The following is a 22,017-nucleotide window of genomic DNA, read 5'->3' on the forward strand; positions in this document are numbered from 1 at the left end:
GACCCTTCCTTCTCAGGGAGAGCCAAACTTTTTTCTGTTTAATATTGATTACTTAATTAGATTCGACGACCAAAGTCAGGTTTGTAATATTGCATTGACATGGTTGTTACGCTTTGACCAGGTGCTGGTGCATGAACGTATGAACCGTTACCGATGTAAATCCCAACATGATGTGCTGAACCAACGCCACCCCAGAAAACAAGATCGCCAGGTTGTAATTCTGATAATGACACTTGTGTTCCAAGCGTGCTTTGTGCTTGTGATGTCCGTGGTAAGCTGATACCAGCCATCTTAGCTGCGTACCAAACTAAACCTGAACAATCAAAACCACCAGGTTGTGAGCCACCCCATGCGTATGGTGTCCCGATAAATTGTAGCGCATTTGAAACTAATGAACCTGTGTTAGCAACTGGCTTTGTTGTTGCTTTTGAGGCTGAGTTATTGTTGTTACTTGGTGTTGTTGCACCAGTATTGTTGTTTAAAACTGATTCTGTCTTAGCTTTGTCTGATGATTCGTTCTTAATATCGCTTGATGTTGATTCTGATTTTGTTGCCGTTTTTGGTGCTTCAGTTTTAGCAGCTTTGTCTGCTTCTACTTGTTTTTTAGCGGCTTCAACAGCGGCTGCTGTTTGTGAATCTAATTGGCTTTGTAAGTTAGCTAATTGTGTTTTGTGACCTTCAACTTCTGTTTCAAAACGCTTTTGTTCTTTTTCAGCATCATCTTTTAAAGTCACCAATTTAGCTTGATCAGCTTCCAATTGTGATTTTGTTTTAACTAAATCTGCTTTTTTAGTTTCTTGTGTTGTTTTTAAAGTTGCCAATGTACTTTCTGAATCACTAACAGCTGTCATTGCTTCTTTGCTGGCTTGGTTTAACTTACCAACCACTGACGCACGACTCATCATATCTGAGAAGTTATCACTATTGACGATAAAATCAACATAGACGTTCCCTGAAACACTGTTACCAGCTTCTTTTTGAAGTGAAACAGCTTGTTTCTTCATCACGCTCTTACGGGCTTGTACTTCAGCTTTAGCTTTTTCAATTGATTGATCAAGTGCAACGATTTGTTGGTCAGTTGACTTAATATTGGCTTTAGCATCATCAATGGCAATCACCTTGTTAGAAACTTGGCTATTGATTTCTGATACTTTATTTTGAGCATCGTTTAATTTTGTTAACAAAGCGGCATTTTCAGCACTAGTTTTCGTAATGGCAGCCTTTGTATCTGTTACTGAATCGGCACTAACAACACCTACGCTCATCGCAATTGGTGCACTGATTGATAACATCGCTAACGCACTAACCATTAACTTACCTAATTTTTTCACTTTGTCCACTCCTGTTTTTTATGATGATGGACTACTTAATCTCGTCCATATTTCTTATCCGTTTAATAGTGTATCATTCGACTATTACAGGAATGTTACAATTAAATTACTATCACGAGTCGATGTCTGCTATATCAATGTTTTTAATCGCTAACAATTGCTGAATTTGCGCCCATTTCGCCTGACTAATTAAGACGGCAGTTTCGTCTCCGTTTGCATCAACGATTTCGTAGGCTAACGGCTTAACATTCACCTCTTTGATAATTTGATTAAACATCTTTTTGGCATAGAGCGCCTGAATTTTTTTAGTTTCCAAAATTACCACCTCATCATTTGTTTTAATTAAGCTTATCATAAGCCTGTTTAATTGTGTTTCAATCGCTTTCAGCTTAAAATGAAACCATCTTCTAGGAAATGGGGTTTTAAGATGCAAATTACAAGACACGATCAACCACTCGAAACAATTGGGACACCACCTAAAGTTGGTGAGCAATTACCTGCTTTTGAATTAGTTGATGCAGATCACCAAACACGCACCACCCAACAATTACTGGGCAAACGAACATTGATTAGTATTGTACCTGATATCAATACACGTGTTTGCAGCATTCAAACAAAACACTTTAATCAAGCAATTGATCAATTTACAGATATCAACTTCTACACCGTTTCAACGAATACCGTTGAACAACAACAAGCCTGGTGTGCCGCTGAAGGTGTTCAACTCATGCAACTCCTCTCCGATGAAACCCTAAGTTTTGGCAAGGCACTCAATTTATACGTGCCTAGCAACAATACCTTGCAACGGTCAATTTTAATTGTCGAAGCAGATGGCACAATCAGCTACGAAGAACTAATCGTTGAACAAACTGACGAACCAAATTATGCAGCGGCACTCGAATTTTTAAAATCGGCTCACTAATTAAGCGAATCCGCTTAAAGCCACACCAATGTTGGTTGTGGTTTTTTTATTAGTCTGATTGTTCAACCCATCACGTGAGCGATGTGATATGATGAACAATATTGCTTTGCCTTGGGGCTTGGCGTATTATACCTATACCAGTTACTTAAATTTAAACTTGAAGGAGTCGCAATGACGACACTTAGCAACGATCTTTTTCAAACTTTTAATAAAGTCATTCACCATTATCGCCATTATTACGGCATGCAATTTTCATCGCATCATAAATCTGTCAGTCAAATTCGCATTTTAAAATTACTCCATCAACAAAATGGACAAATGCAAAGTACACTTGCCCAAACATTGGCGATTCGGCCCTCTTCGTTGACAGAATGCCTCAATAAGCTGGCTGCTAAAGATTATATTCAACGTCAATCCGATGAACACGACAAGCGGGTAACTCACGTTTTTATCACCCCTGCCGGTCGCGCGATTATCCAAGAAGCCTTTGATGGCCGGGATGAATTTACGGAAACCTTATTCAGCAGTCTTTCAAGCGAAGAACAAGCGACCCTTAATCAGCTCCTCACCAAGTTAGAACACACCTTATCGGATACTCAAAATTTCGATTTTATGGCTGAATTCAAAGAACGTTTACACCATACTAAACTTTAAAAAAGCACTATTTTAGGAGGTTCTCATGCGTAAAATATTAGAATATTCTCTGGCGGGGGTTTTATCTTTTCTCTTTAGTAGAGCCTTCATTCATCGCATCGTTTTACCCACACTCTGGGGTTATCCCCGCTTAACCCGTGTGATGGCTAGATTTCCTAAGACGACTGTCCTATTAATTCTCTTTTTAACCCTCGCCCTCTGGTTGGGCTGGATTCAGTGGGATTTAAAACGGCTTTCACCGATTTATGGATACTTGATTTATAGCGTCTATCTTCTGTTGCTTTTCATCGTCCTTTTTACAAAAGCCAGTGTTTACCATGCTGTCAGCCTTAATCCATTCGACTTTATCAGCCACGATCGCCGTACGATTTTGGAGGCCTTATTAAACGTTATCTACTTCATACCACTCGGTGGACTTTATAGTTTGAAGGCGAACTTGACCGAAACCAATATCATCGCACTGCTCACCATTTTAGGGATTGAAATTTTGCAATATGTCTTTTACTTAGGCACTTTTGCCATCAGCGATATCATTCTCAACTGGGTAGGTTGTCTAATCGGATTCACTTTATTCACGATTGGCGCCCACCATTTCAAACAAACTGTTAAAATTAGCGCATAAAAAGAACGCGAAACAAAAATAATTTTTGTTTCGCGTTCTTTTTTAAACTAGTAATTGCTGATAGATTTGCTTGCCCATCGTAACAAGTGACGGTGACGGTTTATATTGATTAGATAACAAAATAATCCCTGATTGTCCATCTTGTGATAGCTGCACATGACTTTCAAAACCGGCCTCTATCCCGTGGATAGTGAAATAATCCTTAAAATTATAAACACCACCAGAATACTGCCCATCGTACGTGTGCCGTAATTGTTGCAAGTACTTCGACTTAAAGACCTTACCCTGCACAATTGCTTCTTCTACTTGATACAAACTGCTAGCTGTGGCATAAAGATTGCCTGTTCCTAGTTCACGCGTATAAATATAAGCTGGATCTTCAATTTCCGCGCCGTATGCCCCATTTTTTTGGTAAGCATAAGCCGTCGCATGCTGTGGGTCCGAAAAGTTAGGCATGAAGTTAAACGCCTGAACGCCCAACGGTGTAATAATCTGTTGTTTCATTAAATCATTGTAACTTTTATGCGTGGCTTGCTCCAAAATCCCCGCTAACAAGACATAATTAACTGGCGAATAAACATGCTTACCAATATTTTTAACCTGCAAATGTTTGATTGCAAATTGGAGACGTTGTGCATCGGTTTGAACCACTTTAGGCGCACTCGTTTCAAAAAGTCCTGAACACATATCTAACATCATCTGTAGTGTTATCTGATTTGCTTTAGGAATTTGGGGATAAAACCGACTGAGATGATCCGTTAATTTCAGCTGCCCCTTTTCAACAGCCTTCATGACGAGCGCTGCGGTAAGTGATTTTTGCACTGAGCCAATTTGATACGTCGTTTTGGGTGTCGTTAATTGTTCGCTATTCGCGTAACCACGGCCACCTTGATAAATGACATGGTTATGGCGGACGATTAAAATGGTGCCACTGAAATTATTATTTAATAATTCTTGTTTTAAATATGCCTGCTCTGGCGTCGTTAATTCATTAACCACCCGATCATCAATATCATTTTTATTGACTTTGGCACGCTGAATATCTAACTGCTTTTTGGTTAACTTCAATTGCATTTGCGTATTAGCCAATGCTTGCCCCTGTCGAACAAATTGTCTTCTAAAATAAAAGGTCAAACTGACACCCAATACTAAAACACAAATCGTTAAGGCAATATTAATTTTTTTTCTCTTCATCCGTTTCACTACCTAGTGCTAGTCGTCCCTTCTTAAGTACTGTTAAGTCTGCATCAAATTGATAATAGAGCGCTTCGCCGTTTGCGACTTCCACGCCATCAATGGCCTGATCTGAAATTTGTTCGATAACCTTAATTAAGGCACGCAAAGTCGAACCATGCGCGACAATTAGCTGATCTTGCCCAGTAAGTAACCCCGGCACCACTTGATCTTGCCAATAAGGTAATAACCGTTGGGTGGCTTGCGCCAAACTTTCGCCGCGTGGTCGACTCTTACGTGGCACTAAGCGGTAACGGCGCGCAGTCGATGAGCGAATTAAAAGCGGCGGCACCGCTGTATAACTGCGCCGCCAGCGCGCTACTTGGTGGACACCAAAAACGGTTCTCGTCGTGTCTTTGTTCAAGCCACGTAAAGCACCGTAATGTCGTTCATTCAAGCGCCAACTCTTGGTCATTGGTAGCGCCAGTTGATCGAGTTCTTCTAAAACAATGTAACTGGTCAAAATTGCCCGTTTCAATAAAGACGTGTGCACGTGGTTAAACTGAAAACCAGCGTCTCTTATCTGTTGCCCGACTTGGTGGGCTTGTTGTCGTCCTTTTGCCGTAAGCGCCACATCTGACCACCCGGTATAGGTCTTCAATTGATTGGCGACACTCTCGCCGTGTCTAACAATTACTAAATTCGCCATTTCTTAAACTCACTTTTCACGTAACTTAAGGCCTAATTCAATCGACCGATCCACTAAGACAGATTGTGAATCAACTACTGGGAAATCATGGTCAGGTGCCCATTCTTGTGCCAGTGATAATTCCGTACAACCCAAAATAATCGCGTCGCATTGTGTTTGCATCTCCGCTAAAATAGCATGATATTTCTCAGGTTTCATCTGTGATTGGCCCTTGATATCATTGAAAATTAAATCCATCGTCCGTTCTTGCAAATCAAGACTAGGTTTCACCACTTCATAACCTTCAGCTAACAACGCTTCATCATAAATCCCATCGGTGACAGTCCCTTTAGTGCCCAAAATACCAATTCGTTTAGCATTTGGATAGGTTGTTTGAATACTCTTGACCGTTTCCCGAGGCATATGAACAATCGGTGCTGAGGCAGCTGCTTGCAAGTCGTCGTAAAAATAATGCGCTGTGTTGCAAGCAATGACAAAAAAGGCTGGTTTCAAAAGACTTTGTTGTTGAATATCTTCCAATAAGTCAGGTTCCGGACTTGGTTGACTATGGTCCATTAGATACGTTGACCGATCAGGAATTGTTGCGTGATTAACCACGATATAGTTCAAGAAATCTTGATCCTTAGTCGTTGGTGTCCGTTGATTAAGAAGTCTAATATAACTTTCAGTTGCAGCCGTTCCCATGCCGCCGAGCACTGTAAAAAACTGTTTCATAGTCGCGATCACCCTTTATTTTCTTTAAAATAACGTGCGAAGTTCTTACGATAATTGTGTAACATCCATTGTGTTAAGACCCACCGTTTAGGGTTGTTATCTTTTGCATATTGGAAAGTTGTGCCATAACGACCCGCTTTGATTAAGGCTAAAGCCTTTGTCTTATCTTCGTTATCGCGCGCGTATTTTTCAAAAACACCTTTTGAAACACCTAACCAAAGTGCTGCTTGATCATTGTCTTTATTGGCATAAACCGTTGCTTGGTCCTTCAATTCGCCAGTCACGTAATCCTTAACAACCCATTGTGCCAAGTTGTAACCATTCAATGTGACGAAGAAGCTACTACGGCCCTGACGTAAGTTGATTTCAAATAACTTGTAAGTTTGATCGCGTTCATCGTACTTCATATCGAAGTTGGCGTAACCCGTGAACTTGATGGCTTCCAAGAAAGTTTGAATTTGCTTGTAGATTGTTTCATTGTATTCTGGCATGATGGCCACGTAATTCCCGATTGCTGATGGTGCGGGATCTTCCAATAATGGATGACCTAAACACATCATCTTCACTTGGTGGTTTTGATCAACATAGGCGTTTAAAACACGCATCCGACTGTCATCTCCAGGGATGAAGTCTTGTAAAATCAAGTCTGATGTGTAGCCATTGTCGTAGATTTTTTTAATAATCATATCGAATTCAGCTTGTGATTGAATCCGGAATGCTTTTTTACGACCTTCAAAATGAACATCTAACCATTCAACAGAGTTAGCGGGTTTTAACGCCACTGGGTAGCCAAAAGGTTGGTCCACTTGACCATCAAGCACCATTTGTTGCGTAATTGTCTTGGTCTTAGGATAAGGCAAGTCGAATTCTTCGCAAACTTGGTAGAAGTTTTCCTTGTTATTCAAACGTTTTAATAAATCATAATCGATGTAAGGACAAACAAAGGCTGCTTCTAATTCTGTTTTATGTTTAGCAATTAATTCAGCGTACCCATCACCACAACCAATTAAAATCACTGGTTCTGTGTGTGTTTGATATTTTAAAATTAAGTCGCGCATCTTTTCAATGAAGACGGGATCTTCACTGAAACCAGGTGTGATATCCACATCTACGATTTTTGTATAGCGCGTTGGGGCGAGCTCAGTACCGGCATAAGCTTGCACGGGTTTTCCTGTTAATTCATAGAATGAGCGTGCCATTCCATAAACATTAAAATCACTACCGAGTAATACGGGTGTAAAATTAGCTTCAATTGTTGGCATTACTTTCACCTCTTAGAAATAATGCCTCTAGTATACCACGAACGCCTTGTCGAGAGACATCCTCTTTACCTTTTCATAAATATAACAGAATTGTCACGCTAGCTTCAATTTCGTTAGTTCGTTCGATGGTGAGAACCACTTGTCGATGCTAAACTAAATTTATCATCTACTTGGAGGGGATTATTATGTCAAAGAAAGCGCGTCTACTCGCAGTATTAGTTGGAATCGTATGTGTCGGTTACTTAATCGCAAGCCAGTCAATCAACGATCAATCTGCGGCGCAATCTGATCGCCAAGAACGACAAAGCATCCATAAGATGGCCCGTTAATCGTTAAGTGACTATACGACTTTGTTGTCATCAAGCATTTGATTGTAGTACAATGAAGGTACTGAATTTTAAGGATGTGCCAAAATGTCAAATAAAGCAAAAGAATTTTGGAAATCAACATTACAAATTGTCCTATTAGCCGCTGTCATGGTGGGTATTTCACAGTTATTATTAACTTTCGTGATTTCCAATGAACAAGTTTTTGGACCTTCAATGCAACCGAACTTTACACAAAATGATCGCGTTATCGCACTTCGCCACGCCAAACTCAAACGGGGCGATGTCGTCATTCTCAAAGCACCTGATGCTAAAGGGGAATTCTACATCAAACGAATCGTCGGAATGCCTGGTGATACCGTTCGATTCGATCGCGACCAGTTATATATCAACGGTAAAAAAGTCAGCGAACCATATCTCAAAGCCTATAAGGCTGATTTTTCAACCTACCTCGCTGGTTCAGATTACTTCACACTTAACCCCAAAACAAACGGCCCCACTTTTGATCTCAAAGATGTTTTAGGTCAAAAGAAAGTCCCAGCTCATCACTACTTCGTCATGGGTGATAACCGGACCGTTTCTAAGGATAGTCGTTACAAAGAAGTCGGCTTCATCAGTGATGATGCCTCAGCTTATAACGGGATCCAAGGGGTCGTTAAGTTACGCTACTGGCCAATTACGAAATTTAAAATCTATTAGAAGTGCGTTGTCAGTGGTTAGCTTTTGAGCATTTGCAGAACTTAGCGAATTGGTGATGGAATCACCGGTTTGATAAGTTTAGTAAAGCGCAGAAAGCTACTGACAAAAGCACGTTTATACTATCAATATTCAGATATCAAAAAGAACCCGGACAAATTAATTTGTCCGGGTTCTTTATTTTTTATAGATAAACACTGATGCCGAGTAAAATCATAGCTAACAGACCGATTGCTAACATCAATGGTAGCACAAACTTCAACCATTTATCGAACGTGACATGGACCATCGCTAACGATGCTAAAACCAAGCCAGTTGGTGTGATAAATGACATGATCCCTTGCCCCCAGTTATAGGCACTGATAATCACGTCGCGGTGAACGCCAACCACATCGGCCAACGGTGCCATGACCGGCATCGAAAGGACGGCCAAGCCGGAACTCGATGGGATAAAGAACCCTAATAGAATGAAGACGAAGAACATCACAGTTGAGAAGATAACCCCACTCATATGTGAAACACCATTGCTGAGCCAGAAAAGTAACGTATCACTAATCTGAGCTTGTTCCATGATAATCGTCACACCCCGTGCAAGGGCGATGACCAAGGCAACCCCTAGTAAATCAGAAGCGCCGGCCACAAATTCACCTACGAAGTCTTTTTCCGATAAGCCAGAAATGAAGGCTAAAATAAAGGTAATGGCCAAGAATAAGGCCGAAATTTCATTGAAGAGCCAGCCCCATTCCTTAACGCCAAAGACCATGATGACAAAACCGGCCGCAAAGATGATTAACATTAATTTCTTACGGAAATCAAACTTAGGCACGACGTTGTTTTCTTGATCCCCCAAGAAATGAGCTTCTAATTCTGCTTTTTGACTATAAATTAATGATTTTTCAGGATCCTTTTTCACTTTTTCAGCATAGCGAATGGTATAGAAGATACACATCGCTGTTCCGATGACGAGCATCACTAATCTGAGGCCCATCCCTTCTGTAAAACTAATTCCGGCAGTGTTCGAGGCGATAACAACTGAGAACGGGTTCACCGTTGACGCCATTGTCCCGATTGAACTACCTAAATAAATCGCGGCGATTGCGACCAGCGCATCGTAGCCAGCCGCCATGAAAATTGGCACTAAAATGGGATAAAAGGCAATCGTTTCTTCGGCAAGACCGAAAGTGGTCCCCCCGAGTGCGATTAAACTCGTCACAATCACGATCAACCAAGCTTCACGGCCTTTTAACTTCTTAGATAGGGCAGCCATTCCGGCAGCAAATGCCCCGGTTTTATTCACGACGCCCACAATCCCCCCTAAAATAAGTACGAAGGTAATAATATCGATTGTTTCAGCCAAACCTTGAATAGGCGCATTCAAGAACTGCTTAACCGCGCCAAAAAGGCCGGTGTTGGCTTTTTTCAAATGTTGATACGTATTCGGAATCGCTACGGGTTTGTATACGGAGCCATCCTTAAATTTCGCTAAACTCGTATTAACATGGTACTTCTTGAGTGTTGCTTGAGTCCCGGGAGCCGTTGATTCGCGGCCGGTCGGGCTAGTAATGGTAAAATTATTGCTTTGGGTATTATATTGTAAACTCGCGTACTTCCCAGACGGCATGAAATAGGTCAAAATCATCACTAATAATAAGACTAATAAGATCACCGTATAGGCGCTTGGAAAAGTAAAATGATGTCGTTTCTTCGTTGCCATTGTCGCTCCTCCTTTATAAATCACTGGTATACCTCTAATACTAGAAGATTATGGCAGTGTCGTCAATCAATTACCCGCTTTATTTAAACCGCTTTCTATTTTTTAACCTTGGGTTTGCACTTAATCTGTGCTAGAATGACACAAAGCAAAATAAGGGCCGACAGAGAGCGGCCTTTTTGGAGGAAAATTGAATATGAAAACTATCACGGCACACAGCCAACATCGATTAACAAGCTACCAGTCTAAGGTGGTCGCCTCAACGACCGCCGGGTTCGGACTCGAAAACATGGACGTTATGTTCTTGTCTTTTGCCTTATCGTCCATCATCGCTGAGTTACACCTCAGCGGCACCCAAGCAGGACTGATCGCAACGATTACTAATATCGGGATGTTGTTAGGTGGCGTTTTTTTTGGCGTTTTAGCCGATCGCGTCGGGCGCATTAAGACGTTCACCTACACGATTTTTATCTTCGCCTTTGCTACGGCAGCAATGTATTTCGCAAATTCACTCACCCTCATCTACCTTTGTCGCTTTTTAGCCGGGATTGGTGCTGGTGGTGAATATGGGATTGGCATGACCGTTCTTGCGGAAAGCTTTCCCAAAAAACAACTCGGGCGCGTTTCGTCGTACGTCGGTGTTGCCGGTCAATTAGGCGCAATTGCCGCCTCACTTTTGGCCGCTTGGGTATTGCCTCAATACGGTTGGCACGCACTATTTTTATTCGGATTATTCCCAGTGATTATCACCTTCTTCATTCGGCATCACTTAGTCGAAAGTCGCAGCTTTGACACCGACGAAGCACGACCTAAAGGCCAAATTAAAGCCCTCTTCAAAACGCGTCAATTAACGCATCAAACATTAGCTTTAATGGTTATGGCAGTGGTTCAAATCGCTGGGTACTTCGGGTTAATGAACTGGTTGCCAACAATGATGCAACAACAGTTACACCTCAGTGTTGCTGGCTCTTCCACCTGGATGCTCGCAACAATTGTTGGGATGTCAGCCGGGATGTTAACCTTTGGTTGGATTCTCGATCGCATCGGCCCCCGCGTTGCTTTTAGCGGCTTCTTACTCGCTTCTGCAGCCGGCGTCTACGTGTTGACCTTACCTAAAAATATGACCGGCCTCTTGATTGTCGGCGCGCTTGTCGGCTATTTTTCAAACGGGATGTTTGCCGGCTACGGAGCGATTGTTAGTCGCCTCTACCCCGCCGAAGTTCGGGCAACTGCCAATAACGTCATCATGAACGTTGGTCGCTGTGTCGGTGGGTTTTCAAGCGTGATTATCGGCTGGTTACTGGATCACTATTCCATTCTAATCGTCATGTTATTCATCTCGACGCTCTATTTAATCAGCTTCTTCGTGATGCTCACCGTCCAAAATTTAAAAGCGGAACGCTATTTTAACCATCTGTAAAAAAGAGAGTGTTATATAAGTCGGCGTTAACCACAAGGATATGACTTATATAACACGTTTAGACTATAAAAATTCGGGTATCAAAAAAGGGGTTGGGACAAAAATAAATTTTGTCCCAACCCCTTTTTTATTGTTTAAAACGCACGCTTATTTTTATAAACTGCCGCCACGGACTTCTGCTATGTTGCCGACTATCGTAAACGCTAGCGGGTCCACTTCGTGAATTTTATTAATGATGTGTTGGTAGGCCTGATTTTCGACCACTAACATCAACATTTGCTTGTCTTCGTTAGAGTAACCACCTGTTACGTCAAAGATTGTCACACCGACATCAGCTTCTTCCACCAAATGTTCTTTGATAGTTGCCAACTGTTCGTTACTCATCACGTAGAGCACTTTTTTCCGGTTAAGACCTGTTTCGATATAATTCATCGTAATCAATGTCAAAATCGATGAACAGGTTGCTAACATAAAGGTTTCGAAACCAGAAACAAAAACATTGGCAAAACAAACTAATAAATCAACGACCAACAAGCTTAATGCTGGTTTAATATTGAAATACTTCTTAAAAATTAACGGTGGCACGGTTGACCCGCCACTAGATGCATCAATTCGATATAACAAGGCGATTCCGGCAGCATACACCACACTCCCGATAATAATCGCCAACAGTTTATCTTCAACCACCATCGCCTGCGGGGTGATGGCCAAACAAACTGGCAACATAAAACTACCAAAGAGGATTCTTAACGTGGTTTTTTTATCGAGGAGAAAATAAGCTAAAATCAGCATCCCGATGTTGATCACCAAGACCACCGTCGAAATTCGCCAGCCCATTAATTCCTCTAATAAAATTCCCACACCGGTTGCCCCACCGGCTGCTACTTCGTGGGGGGCAAAGAAGAGTTGGATCCCAATCGCAATTATTTCTAACGCAATTAAGATTAAACCCATTTGCAGCATCGTCTGTTTCAAATTTGATAAACGCATCGCTTCACTCATTTCTTTTTTGGATTGTTACCATAAGTATATACGAATATCAAATAATATGCCACTTTGATGCTTACTTACTCTGATTGGGCTAATCCGGCTAACTTACGGGCTGTATTCGCATTGCGAATCGTCAACCATTGGTAAGCCTCACTTTTGGTTACCGTGGCCCAGCGTGTGCGGCCATAAGTCTTAATCGGCGCTGACCAGAAAATAAACTGCTCGTAAATAGCGACTTGTTCATACTCGGGTTTGCTAGGGCCCACTTGTTCACTAAGAGATTGCGCGGTTTGCGGCGCAATTGCAACAATCAGATTGTGCTTGCTGTCAGAATCAGTCCCCCACCAATTCGGTGCTTGTGCGACCGCAATGATTAAGGATTGTGCCGTGACAATTGCAATTCGGACTGAAAAGCCAAACGTCGTGATCATCAATTGATCACAAATCGCCACTAACTCCGCCAGTTCTGTTTCTGGTGTTTCAAATAGTACATTGCCACTATTAATATACGTTTTGACGTTATTAAAGCCAGCCGTTTCAAAGGCTGCTTTTAATAGACTCATCTTAACCATTCGTTGACCACCGACATTGATACCGCGCAACAAAGCAATATATTGCATCCCTTTTTCCTCCGCTGAATTTCATTTAGGCTTATCATAACTTAAATTGATAATTCTGACTATATAGAGAGAATCGTTCGGCCCGATAAGCATAACCAATTGTCGTAAAGTTGGTAAACGTCAAATTATAGACCTCTTTGTTAGTTTTGGGATCGACCTCTACGATATGACTGGTCTTGCCTTGATCGTTAAAACCAAAATCAATCAAGTAATCACCGTTCGTTAATTTGCGCGTACAGCCGATTACTTCACTAAAATTCGTTTTACCCAATGTTTTGCCGTAGGACCAGGTCTTCTTAATCGTCTTATCCTGTTCGTCGATTAAGTAGCTGACACCCTCGGAGTACTTACCGGACGTCTTCTGATCGCCATTTGAAACAGCCATATTATTGTTAAATAACACCAGTTGCTTCTGGTCCGCTTCGCCGGTCGGCCAAATTGTGGCGGCGTGTTGCCCACCCGTAAAGGTTGTTTGGCTATCGGCAGCTTTCAACAATAATTTGCGGTACTTCAACGGCCACTTGCTAGCCGGTTTACTACTAAATAACCACTTAATTTTAGATGTCTTGTAATCTAGTTTCATGACTAAATCCTGATTGCGACTTGAAATGACGATACTATCATCACTGGTATCATAATCAATCGAGTTTTGGTGGAACCAATCTAACTTGCCATCGGAACGTTTTGTCGCCTTATAGGTTTCATAGAGCTCAGCTGGTAAAAGTTTCTTCAAATCAATCACTTTGACCACTTTGCCAGTTTTACGTGATAATTCAACCATCGTATCCTCAACGTATTTTGAACCCCCATCCGAAACCGTCAGCAATAAATTATGGTTTGGTAATTCAATCGCATCATGGTGAATAATGGTCGTTTCGGTTTTATCATTTGCCGATTCGTTATTACGCGTTTCCGTCGAGAATTGATACTCGCGATAAACACGTCCCATAAAGTCGGTTTCCAATAAATCATTGTAGACTAAATCTTTATTATCTGGTTTCGTTAAATAAAGAAGATGTCCGTTGCTGAGTACTTTAAAAATATGTTGGACATAGTTGGTTGAATACCACCGAATTTCACCATCCGCATCCACACCAACTGGATATTGTGTTGAACGTACTAAGAACGTTAGACTACTATTGCCAATTGACATCTTCGTCTTATCTGCTTTTTTGACCTTCAATGACATCGAAGCAATTGCTTTCGGTAAAGCGGCTGTTTTGACAGTAATCGTTTGATACGTCTTATGACCCGCTTTATCCGTCAATGTTAAGCGCACTTTATTTTGGTAGTTCGCATAAAGCCCTAAAACCGAAATAGTATGACTCTTGGTGTAGGTTTTGCCAACTTCACTCTTAATACTTGTTTTAGCCGTTTTCCCCACCACTTCCACCGTGACCTTAGTCGCAGTATCTGTTTTAAATAACACTAATGCACTCAGTGGTGACGTCCCATAAGGATTGACCTTAACATAGGGCTTAGTGCTCGTATATTGATCCGAGTTAAGTGCTTTTTTATAAGCCGCCGTTAACTTTTCCTGACGCGTTTGCCGCGTCTTGATTGTCTGACTACCGATGTTCTTGATAATCTGAGACGTACTCAATATATCCTTGTTAAATAACGATGAACTGCCTACTAATTTAAAAAGAAGTAGTCCCGCTAAGATAACGCCTAGCAGAATGACGACCCCTTGTTTCAGACGTTTTTTCATACACAATACCTCGTAATCTGTTTATTAGTAGTATATTAGCGTCTGTTTGTGAATATTTAATGATTAATTATCGAGATATTTTCGGAAAATTTCGTCTTTGTAAATGGCATATCGCGCCCATTTAGCCTATAATAAATAGTTATGGATTTACTAAAAAATAACAAGGATGGCTAAAGCAATGACAAATCAACTAAAGCCGCAAAACATCGCTAAAGGGATGTTTTGGGCGACCATGGCTTCTGCACTTTGGGGTGTCTCTGGGACAATTCTCGAATTCATCTCGCAAGGACAAAAAGTCCCTGCAACTTGGTTTTTATCTGTTAGAACCTTAGGTGCCGGTCTAATTCTTTTATTAATCGGTGCGATTAAGTTTAAGCAAGATATCTTCTCAATCTTTAAATCTAAGCGATTGACAGCCTGGTTAATCGCCTACGCGCTTTTTGGGATTATGGGGAATCAATACACCTTCTTCATGAGTATTCAAACTGGGAACGCCGCAGCGGCTACTATTTTGCAATACTTGAGCCCACTTTTCATCGTGATTGGGACGCTCGCTTTTGTTCGCAAGTGGCCTAACCGAATTGATTTGATTTCATTTGGAATTGCCTTAGTAGGGGTTTTCCTCTCAATTACCAAAGGGAATATTCATACATTGACAATTCCGTTTAATTCCTTAATCTGGGGGATTTTATCAGGGGTCACAGCAGCGTTTTACGTTGTTTTACCACGCCCCATCGTCAATGAAAAATCACCGATTTTAGTGCTTGGTTGGGGGATGTTTATCAGTGGGATTTTATTCAACATCAACCGCCCATTCTGGCAAGCACCACCTCATTTAAATGGTTCTGGGATTATTGCAATCTTAGCGGTCATTTTAATCGGAACGGTTTTTGCTTATCTTTGCTTATTACACAGTTTAAATTTCGCACCATCAACCGTGATCAGTATCGTGGATGCCGTGCAACCCGTGATCACTTTCGTCCTCAGCATCATTTTCTTCCACTCAAAATTCAGCTGGGTTGAAATGAGCGGGGCGATCTTAGTGATTCTCGCGATTTACATCTTACAACGCTATCAAGAAGCGGACGGACAACCACTCGCCTAATCAAAAAAGGTGCCAGACAAAGTAACTTTGTCTGGCACCTTTTTTGATTTTCTGAACCTTTTTATCGCCCAAATGTGTTCTATCAGTCATATTCATCTAGTTAACGCCGAATATCAAACTCTTTTTATTATTGAATTGTTAATATCGGGTCGAATAGTCTTAATTCATTACAATCAACGTTTCCTAAATCAGTAATGGCTAAATCGGGAATCGCTGTAATTGATAAGAACGTCATATAAAACATCGGATCGACCACTTCACTCCCAATAGCTTGGCTGGCTTTTAAAATGCCTTCTTCTTGAACTGCCAATTCAGCTGGCGTTACATCGCTGACAATCCCGGCGATTGGTAATGGTAAGAAACTTAAAATCTGACCATCAGCCACAACCACTTGGCCACCATCACGTTCGATCAACGTATTGACCGCCAAAGCCATATCGTCTGGATTGACACCCATCACGATAATGTTGTTATCATCGGGTGCGGCGGTTGAAGCCATCGCACCTTTTTTGAGTGTCCAACCCGAAGTGAACCCTAGTGACTGGTTGCCATTTTTACCAAAACGTTCCAAGACGGAAATCAATGCGACGTCTTTTGCTGGATCGATTTGGACGATGCCGTCTTCAACCGTCAACGTCTTAGTCTTAGCATGGCGGACAAAAGGCCCTTCGCTAGCAATCGTTTGAACAGTGACATGGCTTGCATCCGCTGCTACATGATATTCAAAGTCGCTAGCTTGGACGGCATCCCTGATAACAGTGTTAGCTAAACTAGCCGGGCGAACCGGGCGTTCAATACTTTGATCGATGTGCCCGTCAGTTGCCACCGGTTGACCTTTAGCCAAGACGCGTGTAATCTCAAAAGCTTCCAAATCAGAAACCAATAAGATATCCGCATTGCGCCCTGGTGCGATTAAGCCGACTTGATCATCAATGCGGTAGGCTTCAGCACTATTGATCGTCGCCATTTGGATGGCCGTCATTGGTGCAACCCCAGCTGCGATTGCCAAACGTACTAAATGATCGAGGTGACCTTTATTGACGATATCCATTGCGTTAACATCATCCGTACAAAAGCTGACATGCCGTGCAATCTGACCGTTTGTTTCAGTGATGGCGCGAATATTTTCGGCTAAGAAATGCGTCACTGATGATTCACGAATCACAACGTTGATCCCTTTGCGAACCTTTTCCAATAATTCTTGGTGGTCGTAACTCTCGTGATCGACCCGGACGCCACTCATCAAGTATTCGTTCAACTTAGTGCCCGTTGCCATTGGCGCGCAGCCCCAAACGGGTACGTGGTTATCTTGCGCACTCAATAATGTTTTTAAGGTATCTTCATCTAGTGTTTCAACTGCTTCACGCACCGTTTCCCAAACGCCATAAACGTCAGACCGTTTTTGTAGTTGCGCTTGAACCGTTGAATCAATATTATCAGCGATGGTAGAAGCAGGAATCGTGTAAGGGGTCTTGAATGGCGCGCCCCAGAAAACACGCATTGGTAATTGATCAACTTCTTTAAAGATTTCTGATAAACCGTCGACACCAATCACTGAAATATATTCGTCTAATCCTGAAATAATGCTGGTTGTGCCGTGTGGAACAACGGCTTCAGCAAAACTAGTCATACTTAACTTACTACATTCCACATGAATGTGACCGTCAATTAATCCCGGTACAATGTATTGTTGCTTAGCATCAATCACACGCGTTTCAGTCCCTTGATAAGCTGAAACATCGGGATCCACCGCTACAATTTTACCTTGATAAATAGCGACTTCTGCCGGATAAATTTCGGCAGTCATCACATTGACTAACTGACCATTTTTAATAATGAGGTCTGCGGGCCGTTTAGCACCCCCAGCTTGAATTAATTCTTTAAAAGCCGTTAAGCGATCTGACATAATCATCGTTCTCCTTTATTTCGGTAAGATATTAATGACGTACAACAAGATAACAAAAACAACGAATAAAGCGTACATGGCCGGATGAATTTCCTTGCGCCGACCCGCAGCAAGCATTGTCACAGGGTAAACTAAGAAGCCAAAAGCAATCCCGTAAGCAATGTTGTAAGTCAATGGCATTGCGATGATCGTTAAGAAACTTGGTAACGCCACTTCAAAGCGACTCCAATCAATCTTACTTAATGAACTTGCCATTAAAACACCGACAATAATTAAAACGGGTGCGGTCACTTGTGATGTGACAACTGTCAATAATGGTGAAAATAACATCGAAAACCCGAACAATACACTAACGACTAAACTAGTTAAACCCGTCTTACCACCCATGGCAATCCCAGCGGATGATTCAACATAAGCGGCAGTTGGTGTTGTGCCCATTACTGACCCGGCCATCATTGAAACGGAATCAGCCATTAACGCTTGGCCAATGCGGGGCATTTTACCATTTTTCATGAAACCGGCTTGTTCTGCCAACCCGATTAAAGTCCCGGCAGTATCGAAGAACGCTACCAATAAGAAAATTAAAACGACTGCCCATAATTGTGGTTGATTGATATCACCTAAGTGTTGGATTCCTACGCCAAACGTGGGTTTCATGCTTGGTGCAACTGACATCAATTGTGCTGGTAACGGAATTAATTTTGTCACTAAGCCTAAAATAGTGGTCGCAATCATCCCAATAAAGATGGCACCATTTACCTTTTTAGCCATCAATACGCCGGTCACGACTAAACCGAAAATCGTGAGCCAAGTTGTCGGCACTGTGAATGACCCCATTTGAACGAGGGTCGATTTGCTGGCAACGACTAACCCGCCACCCTGCAACCCGACAAACGCGATGAACAGGCCAATTCCGGCAGCCATCGCTAGTTTCAAATCATGTGGAATCGCATCAATAATGTATTCACGAACCTTGAATAAGGTAATCACCATAAAAATCAATGAGGCTACCACGACACCCGCCATAGCGGTCTGCCAAGAAATACCCATCGCAATGACGACTGAATACGTGAAAAACGCGTTATCACCAAGTCCTGGGGCAATCGCGATTGGATAATTAGCTAAAAAGGCCATTAATAACGAACCAACAATTGCGGAAAGAGCGGTCGCTGTGAAGACTGCGCCTTTATCCATACCGGCTTCGCCTAAAATCTGTGGATTAACGAATAGAATATAAGCCATCGAGACAAACGTTGTCAGTCCTGCGAAAATTTCGCGTTTCATTGTTGTGCCAGATTCTTGTAACTTAAACATGCGATCTGCGCTTGCTTGAATCCCTGATTGCTTCATTGGTGCCATTTCCCAATCACTCCCGTTTATCATTAATAACACTAGTATGCCAAACTGCATTCGATTATTCAAGAACAATTTTATTTTATTTTATTAAATAGTTCGTGTTTAACTTGAAATTGCGATTTTTTTAAGTTATGCTAGTGCCAAGTTATTAATTCATTAGGAGGCAGATTTTATGACACAATTGGCAACACGTGACTTTATTGATGGTTTACCTAAAGCAGAATTACATCTTCACTTGGAGGGCACATTGGAACCCGAATTGAAATTAGCCCTTGCGCAAAAAAATGGCGTTGATATCGGCCAAAGTACGATTGAAGAAGTTCAAGCAAGCTACAACTTCAATTCACTCGCATCATTTCTCGCGGTTTATTACCCCGCAATGAATGTTTTACAAACTGAAGATGACTTCTACCAATTGGCATTAACTTATTTAAAAAAGGCCCACCAAGAAAATGTCCGTTACGCCGAATTATTTTTCGATCCCCAAGCTCATATGACACGTGGTGTGGCTTTTGAAGCTGTTGTGAATGGCTTTTATCGCGCTTGTGTCGATGCCCGTGCCTTCAACGTCGACGCCCACTTAATCATGTGTTTCCTCCGCGATCTTTCCGCAGAGTCAGCGCGCCAACTACTAGAAATCGCCAAACCCTACCAAGCTAAGATTCTCGGTATCGGTTTAGACTCCGATGAACATCACAATCCACCATTGAAGTTCCTTAGAGAATACGGCGATGCGGTTGCTCAAGGTTATCGGATTACGATGCATGCCGATATCGATCAAGTGGACTCAATCCAACACATTCAACAAGCCCTCGAAATCATTCGCGTTGAACGCCTCGATCACGGTACCAATATCGTTGAAAATCCGGACTTGGTTGACTGGGTCGAACAACTTAAAATCGGCTTAACCTCTTGCCCTCTTTCTAACCGCCTCGTTGCCGATGATATGAAGGATCGAGAAGTTCTCGAGTTGATTGATCACAATGTTAAAGTCTCAATTAATTCTGACGATCCAGCTTATTTTGGCGGCTATATCAACGATAATTACGAAGCCATCGCTACTAAAAATGATTTAACTATTGACCAAGTCGTTCAGTTTGCAAAGAATTCATTTGAAACAGCGTGGATTAGTGATTTCCAAAAACAAACCTACCTCGCAGAAATCGACGCTTACGTCGCAGATTACTTGCAAAAATAAGACATTCAAAAAGCGCGTTAAGACAAATTGTCTTAGCGCGCTTTTTGAGCTGTTGCTTATCTTGGCACCACATGCGTTTCGATTTGTGGTTCGCCACCTTTGACAGAGCCAAACTTCGAAAGAACCGTAATCGTGCCATCCGCATTCGGCGTGAAGGTCCAAAAATCCTCGCCTTGTGCCCCGGAGTAATCGTGGGCCGTCATTGAACCATCAGGTTGACTACTGAAAGTGCCGTTATGCGAAACAATAATATCAATACCATTAAATGCCTTCTTAGCAGCTTCAATCGCCTCTGCTTGCGTGACCGGTTTAAGCGCTTGTTCCAGCGCTTGTTGTGATTCACTGGCTTTAGAAGCTGTCATTGCTGATGCTTGTTGGGCAGCAGACGCTGAACTTCCATCTGCCGCTTGTTCACTAGCGGATGCACTACTTGCAGCTTCAGCCGCTTGAGCTGCTGCTATTGATGCTGCAAGCGCGGCCTTTTCACGAGACTCGCTCATCGCTTTAGCTGACGCTTCTGAAGCCTGTTTTTTGGCGCTGCTTTGAGCCCGCAATTTTGATTCACTTTGCTTTTTAGTCCGTTTTTCCGACTGCGCCGTACTGTGACTGTTGCTACTTGTCTTCGTTGAATCAGCCTGTTGCCCACACGCCGCCAACAAAAGAAGCGTCGCCGTTGCTAAACCAACCGTTAATTTCTTATTCATACTAATAGCTCCCAAATACCTTAGTTGAGATTACGCATCTCGATAACTAAAGTATATAAAATTGCCCCGACATAATATGTCACTTTGATGGATATAAAAAAGAACCGCAGACAAAATTTGTCTGGGCTCTCAATTTTCTTATTTGTGATACGGAGATCCCTGGTTAATCATAAACGCCCGGTAGATTTGTTCCGTTAGAACTAAACGCATCAATTGGTGTGGTAACGTCAATTTGCCAAACGATAAGGCGTCGTTAGCGCGTTTATTAACAGCATCACTTGTTCCGAGTGAGCCCCCAATAATGAAGGTAATATCTGATGTGCCATAGGTTGCCAAATCTTGGATTTCTTTTGCGAATTCTTCTGAAGCACGTTGTTTGCCGTGAATGGCTAACACAATCACGTGTTCCTTATCCTTCACCTTGGCTAAGATCCGTTCGCCTTCTTTATCTTTAACGGTCGTCATTTCAGCCTCGCTCAAAGATTCTGGCGCTTTTTCGTCTGACACTTCGATGATTTCAAACTTACAAAATTTACTTAAGCGTTTTGCGTATTCCGCAATCCCCGCCTTTAAGTATTTTTCTTTCAGTTTCCCAACTGTGATAATTTTGATATTCATAACGTCCTCCTAGCTAATACTTCTATTTTAGGCGAAATCGATTCTAAAAAAAAGCTATTCACAGTAATTCACCGAAAAGTACATGTTATCCACAAAAGTTGTCCACATATGCACAAGTGTTCGTCCCAAGTCTTGTGGTTTAAATTTTGCCAACCACTAAATAATCGAATCACAATTTTTGGAACGCTTTCTAACAAAAAAAGTTATCCACCGATTTTTAATTGTTCGCACTACTGTGTATCCATTTACAAAAGCTATTATATCAGTAT

22 protein-coding genes are annotated in these 22,017 nt (G+C 41.9%); 8 read left to right on the forward strand and 14 right to left on the reverse strand.

Annotation, left to right across the window (positions count from 1 at the left end):
* Window positions 1–56: 56 nt before the first annotated feature.
* Both ACPBEH_RS07270 and ACPBEH_RS07275 read right to left on the reverse strand, forming a co-directional pair.
* Window positions 57–1,331: an NlpC/P60 family protein gene (locus tag ACPBEH_RS07270; protein ID WP_424348743.1), complete on the reverse strand. Its 1,275-nt coding sequence runs from the start codon at window positions 1,329–1,331 to the stop codon at window positions 57–59.
* Between the two features lie 112 nt (window positions 1,332–1,443).
* Window positions 1,444–1,647, reverse strand: a complete 204-nt coding sequence (locus tag ACPBEH_RS07275; RefSeq protein ID WP_424348744.1) for a type II toxin-antitoxin system prevent-host-death family antitoxin — start codon at window positions 1,645–1,647, stop codon at window positions 1,444–1,446.
* 111 nt (window positions 1,648–1,758) lie between these two features.
* Here ACPBEH_RS07275 and ACPBEH_RS07280 point away from each other — a divergent pair, with 111 nt between their 5' ends.
* The 3 genes from ACPBEH_RS07280 (at window position 1,759) to ACPBEH_RS07290 (ending at window position 3,529) form a co-directional block, all read left to right on the forward strand.
* Entirely contained in the window at window positions 1,759–2,253 is a 495-nt protein-coding gene (locus ACPBEH_RS07280) for a thiol peroxidase (protein ID WP_424348745.1), read from the forward strand.
* Window positions 2,254–2,424: 171 nt separating this feature from the next.
* Complete coding sequence (locus ACPBEH_RS07285) at window positions 2,425–2,907, forward strand: MarR family winged helix-turn-helix transcriptional regulator (RefSeq protein WP_016264385.1); 483 nt, start codon at window positions 2,425–2,427, stop codon at window positions 2,905–2,907.
* Between the two features lie 25 nt (window positions 2,908–2,932).
* Complete coding sequence (locus ACPBEH_RS07290) at window positions 2,933–3,529, forward strand: VanZ family protein (protein ID WP_424348746.1); 597 nt, start codon at window positions 2,933–2,935, stop codon at window positions 3,527–3,529.
* 42 nt (window positions 3,530–3,571) lie between these two features.
* On the opposite strand, the gene ACPBEH_RS07295 is transcribed toward ACPBEH_RS07290, so the two are convergent.
* The 4 genes from ACPBEH_RS07295 to ACPBEH_RS07310 are packed head-to-tail and all read right to left on the reverse strand — an operon-like array spanning window position 3,572 to window position 7,387.
* On the reverse strand, window positions 3,572–4,723 hold the full coding sequence (locus ACPBEH_RS07295; protein WP_424348747.1) for a serine hydrolase domain-containing protein: 1,152 nt from the start codon (window positions 4,721–4,723) through the stop codon (window positions 3,572–3,574).
* A complete protein-coding gene (locus tag ACPBEH_RS07300; protein ID WP_424348748.1) occupies window positions 4,704–5,411 on the reverse strand; it encodes a 2,3-bisphosphoglycerate-dependent phosphoglycerate mutase in 708 nt (235 codons plus the stop codon). Before ACPBEH_RS07300 ends, ACPBEH_RS07295 begins: the two co-directional genes overlap by 20 nt.
* A 9-nt stretch (window positions 5,412–5,420) precedes the next feature.
* Window positions 5,421–6,125, reverse strand: a complete 705-nt coding sequence (locus ACPBEH_RS07305; protein WP_424348749.1) for an aspartate/glutamate racemase family protein — start codon at window positions 6,123–6,125, stop codon at window positions 5,421–5,423.
* An 8-nt stretch (window positions 6,126–6,133) separates the two neighbouring features.
* The gene (locus tag ACPBEH_RS07310; RefSeq protein ID WP_424348750.1) at window positions 6,134–7,387 is read right to left on the reverse strand and encodes a carboxylate--amine ligase; all 1,254 of its coding nucleotides are present in this window, start codon (window positions 7,385–7,387) and stop codon (window positions 6,134–6,136) included.
* A 185-nt stretch (window positions 7,388–7,572) separates the two neighbouring features.
* Here ACPBEH_RS07310 and ACPBEH_RS07315 point away from each other — a divergent pair, with 185 nt between their 5' ends.
* Window positions 7,573–7,716: a hypothetical protein gene (locus ACPBEH_RS07315; protein ID WP_011373810.1), complete on the forward strand. Its 144-nt coding sequence runs from the start codon at window positions 7,573–7,575 to the stop codon at window positions 7,714–7,716.
* A gap of 84 nt (window positions 7,717–7,800) precedes the next feature.
* Complete coding sequence (gene lepB, locus ACPBEH_RS07320) at window positions 7,801–8,412, forward strand: signal peptidase I (protein ID WP_011373809.1); 612 nt, start codon at window positions 7,801–7,803, stop codon at window positions 8,410–8,412.
* A gap of 181 nt (window positions 8,413–8,593) precedes the next feature.
* Here the strand turns inward: lepB and ACPBEH_RS07325 are convergent, their stop codons facing one another.
* On the reverse strand, window positions 8,594–10,123 hold the full coding sequence (locus tag ACPBEH_RS07325) for a YfcC family protein (RefSeq protein WP_016264379.1): 1,530 nt from the start codon (window positions 10,121–10,123) through the stop codon (window positions 8,594–8,596).
* A gap of 193 nt (window positions 10,124–10,316) precedes the next feature.
* Here ACPBEH_RS07325 and ACPBEH_RS07330 point away from each other — a divergent pair, with 193 nt between their 5' ends.
* Window positions 10,317–11,540, forward strand: coding sequence for an MFS transporter (locus tag ACPBEH_RS07330; RefSeq protein ID WP_424348751.1), 1,224 nt, complete (start codon window positions 10,317–10,319; stop codon window positions 11,538–11,540).
* 153 nt (window positions 11,541–11,693) lie between these two features.
* Here ACPBEH_RS07330 and ACPBEH_RS07335 read toward each other — a convergent pair whose 3' ends face one another.
* From ACPBEH_RS07335 to ACPBEH_RS07345, 3 genes are all read right to left on the reverse strand, one after another.
* Window positions 11,694–12,530, reverse strand: a complete 837-nt coding sequence (locus ACPBEH_RS07335) for a YitT family protein (RefSeq protein ID WP_035147113.1) — start codon at window positions 12,528–12,530, stop codon at window positions 11,694–11,696.
* Between the two features lie 77 nt (window positions 12,531–12,607).
* Complete coding sequence (locus ACPBEH_RS07340; protein WP_424348752.1) at window positions 12,608–13,150, reverse strand: DUF1697 domain-containing protein; 543 nt, start codon at window positions 13,148–13,150, stop codon at window positions 12,608–12,610.
* 34 nt (window positions 13,151–13,184) lie between these two features.
* Window positions 13,185–14,861 carry an aryl-sulfate sulfotransferase gene (locus ACPBEH_RS07345; protein ID WP_424348753.1) on the reverse strand — a complete coding sequence of 559 codons (1,677 nt, stop codon included), beginning with the start codon at window positions 14,859–14,861 and terminating at the stop codon, window positions 13,185–13,187.
* 178 nt (window positions 14,862–15,039) lie between these two features.
* Here ACPBEH_RS07345 and ACPBEH_RS07350 point away from each other — a divergent pair, with 178 nt between their 5' ends.
* Window positions 15,040–15,966: a DMT family transporter gene (locus ACPBEH_RS07350; protein WP_424348754.1), complete on the forward strand. Its 927-nt coding sequence runs from the start codon at window positions 15,040–15,042 to the stop codon at window positions 15,964–15,966.
* Window positions 15,967–16,093: 127 nt separating this feature from the next.
* Here the strand turns inward: ACPBEH_RS07350 and ACPBEH_RS07355 are convergent, their stop codons facing one another.
* Together ACPBEH_RS07355 and ACPBEH_RS07360 are read right to left on the reverse strand one after the other, a co-directional pair.
* On the reverse strand, window positions 16,094–17,878 hold the full coding sequence (locus ACPBEH_RS07355) for an adenine deaminase C-terminal domain-containing protein (protein WP_424348755.1): 1,785 nt from the start codon (window positions 17,876–17,878) through the stop codon (window positions 16,094–16,096).
* 9 nt (window positions 17,879–17,887) lie between these two features.
* Window positions 17,888–19,231, reverse strand: a complete 1,344-nt coding sequence (locus ACPBEH_RS07360) for an NCS2 family permease (protein WP_407128501.1) — start codon at window positions 19,229–19,231, stop codon at window positions 17,888–17,890.
* A gap of 169 nt (window positions 19,232–19,400) precedes the next feature.
* On the opposite strand from ACPBEH_RS07360, the gene add reads away from it, so the two are divergent.
* A complete protein-coding gene (gene add / locus ACPBEH_RS07365; protein WP_099947587.1) occupies window positions 19,401–20,426 on the forward strand; it encodes an adenosine deaminase in 1,026 nt (341 codons plus the stop codon).
* 56 nt (window positions 20,427–20,482) lie between these two features.
* Here the strand turns inward: add and ACPBEH_RS07370 are convergent, their stop codons facing one another.
* Both ACPBEH_RS07370 and rlmH read right to left on the reverse strand, forming a co-directional pair.
* Window positions 20,483–21,130, reverse strand: a complete 648-nt coding sequence (locus ACPBEH_RS07370; protein WP_424348756.1) for a hypothetical protein — start codon at window positions 21,128–21,130, stop codon at window positions 20,483–20,485.
* Window positions 21,131–21,268: 138 nt separating this feature from the next.
* The gene (rlmH, locus tag ACPBEH_RS07375; protein WP_011373797.1) at window positions 21,269–21,748 is read right to left on the reverse strand and encodes a 23S rRNA (pseudouridine(1915)-N(3))-methyltransferase RlmH; all 480 of its coding nucleotides are present in this window, start codon (window positions 21,746–21,748) and stop codon (window positions 21,269–21,271) included.
* Window positions 21,749–22,017: the final 269 nt, after the last annotated feature.

Origin of the sequence: Latilactobacillus parasakei (assembly GCF_049674265.1) — a bacterium.
GTDB lineage: Bacteria > Bacillota > Bacilli > Lactobacillales > Lactobacillaceae > Latilactobacillus > Latilactobacillus sakei.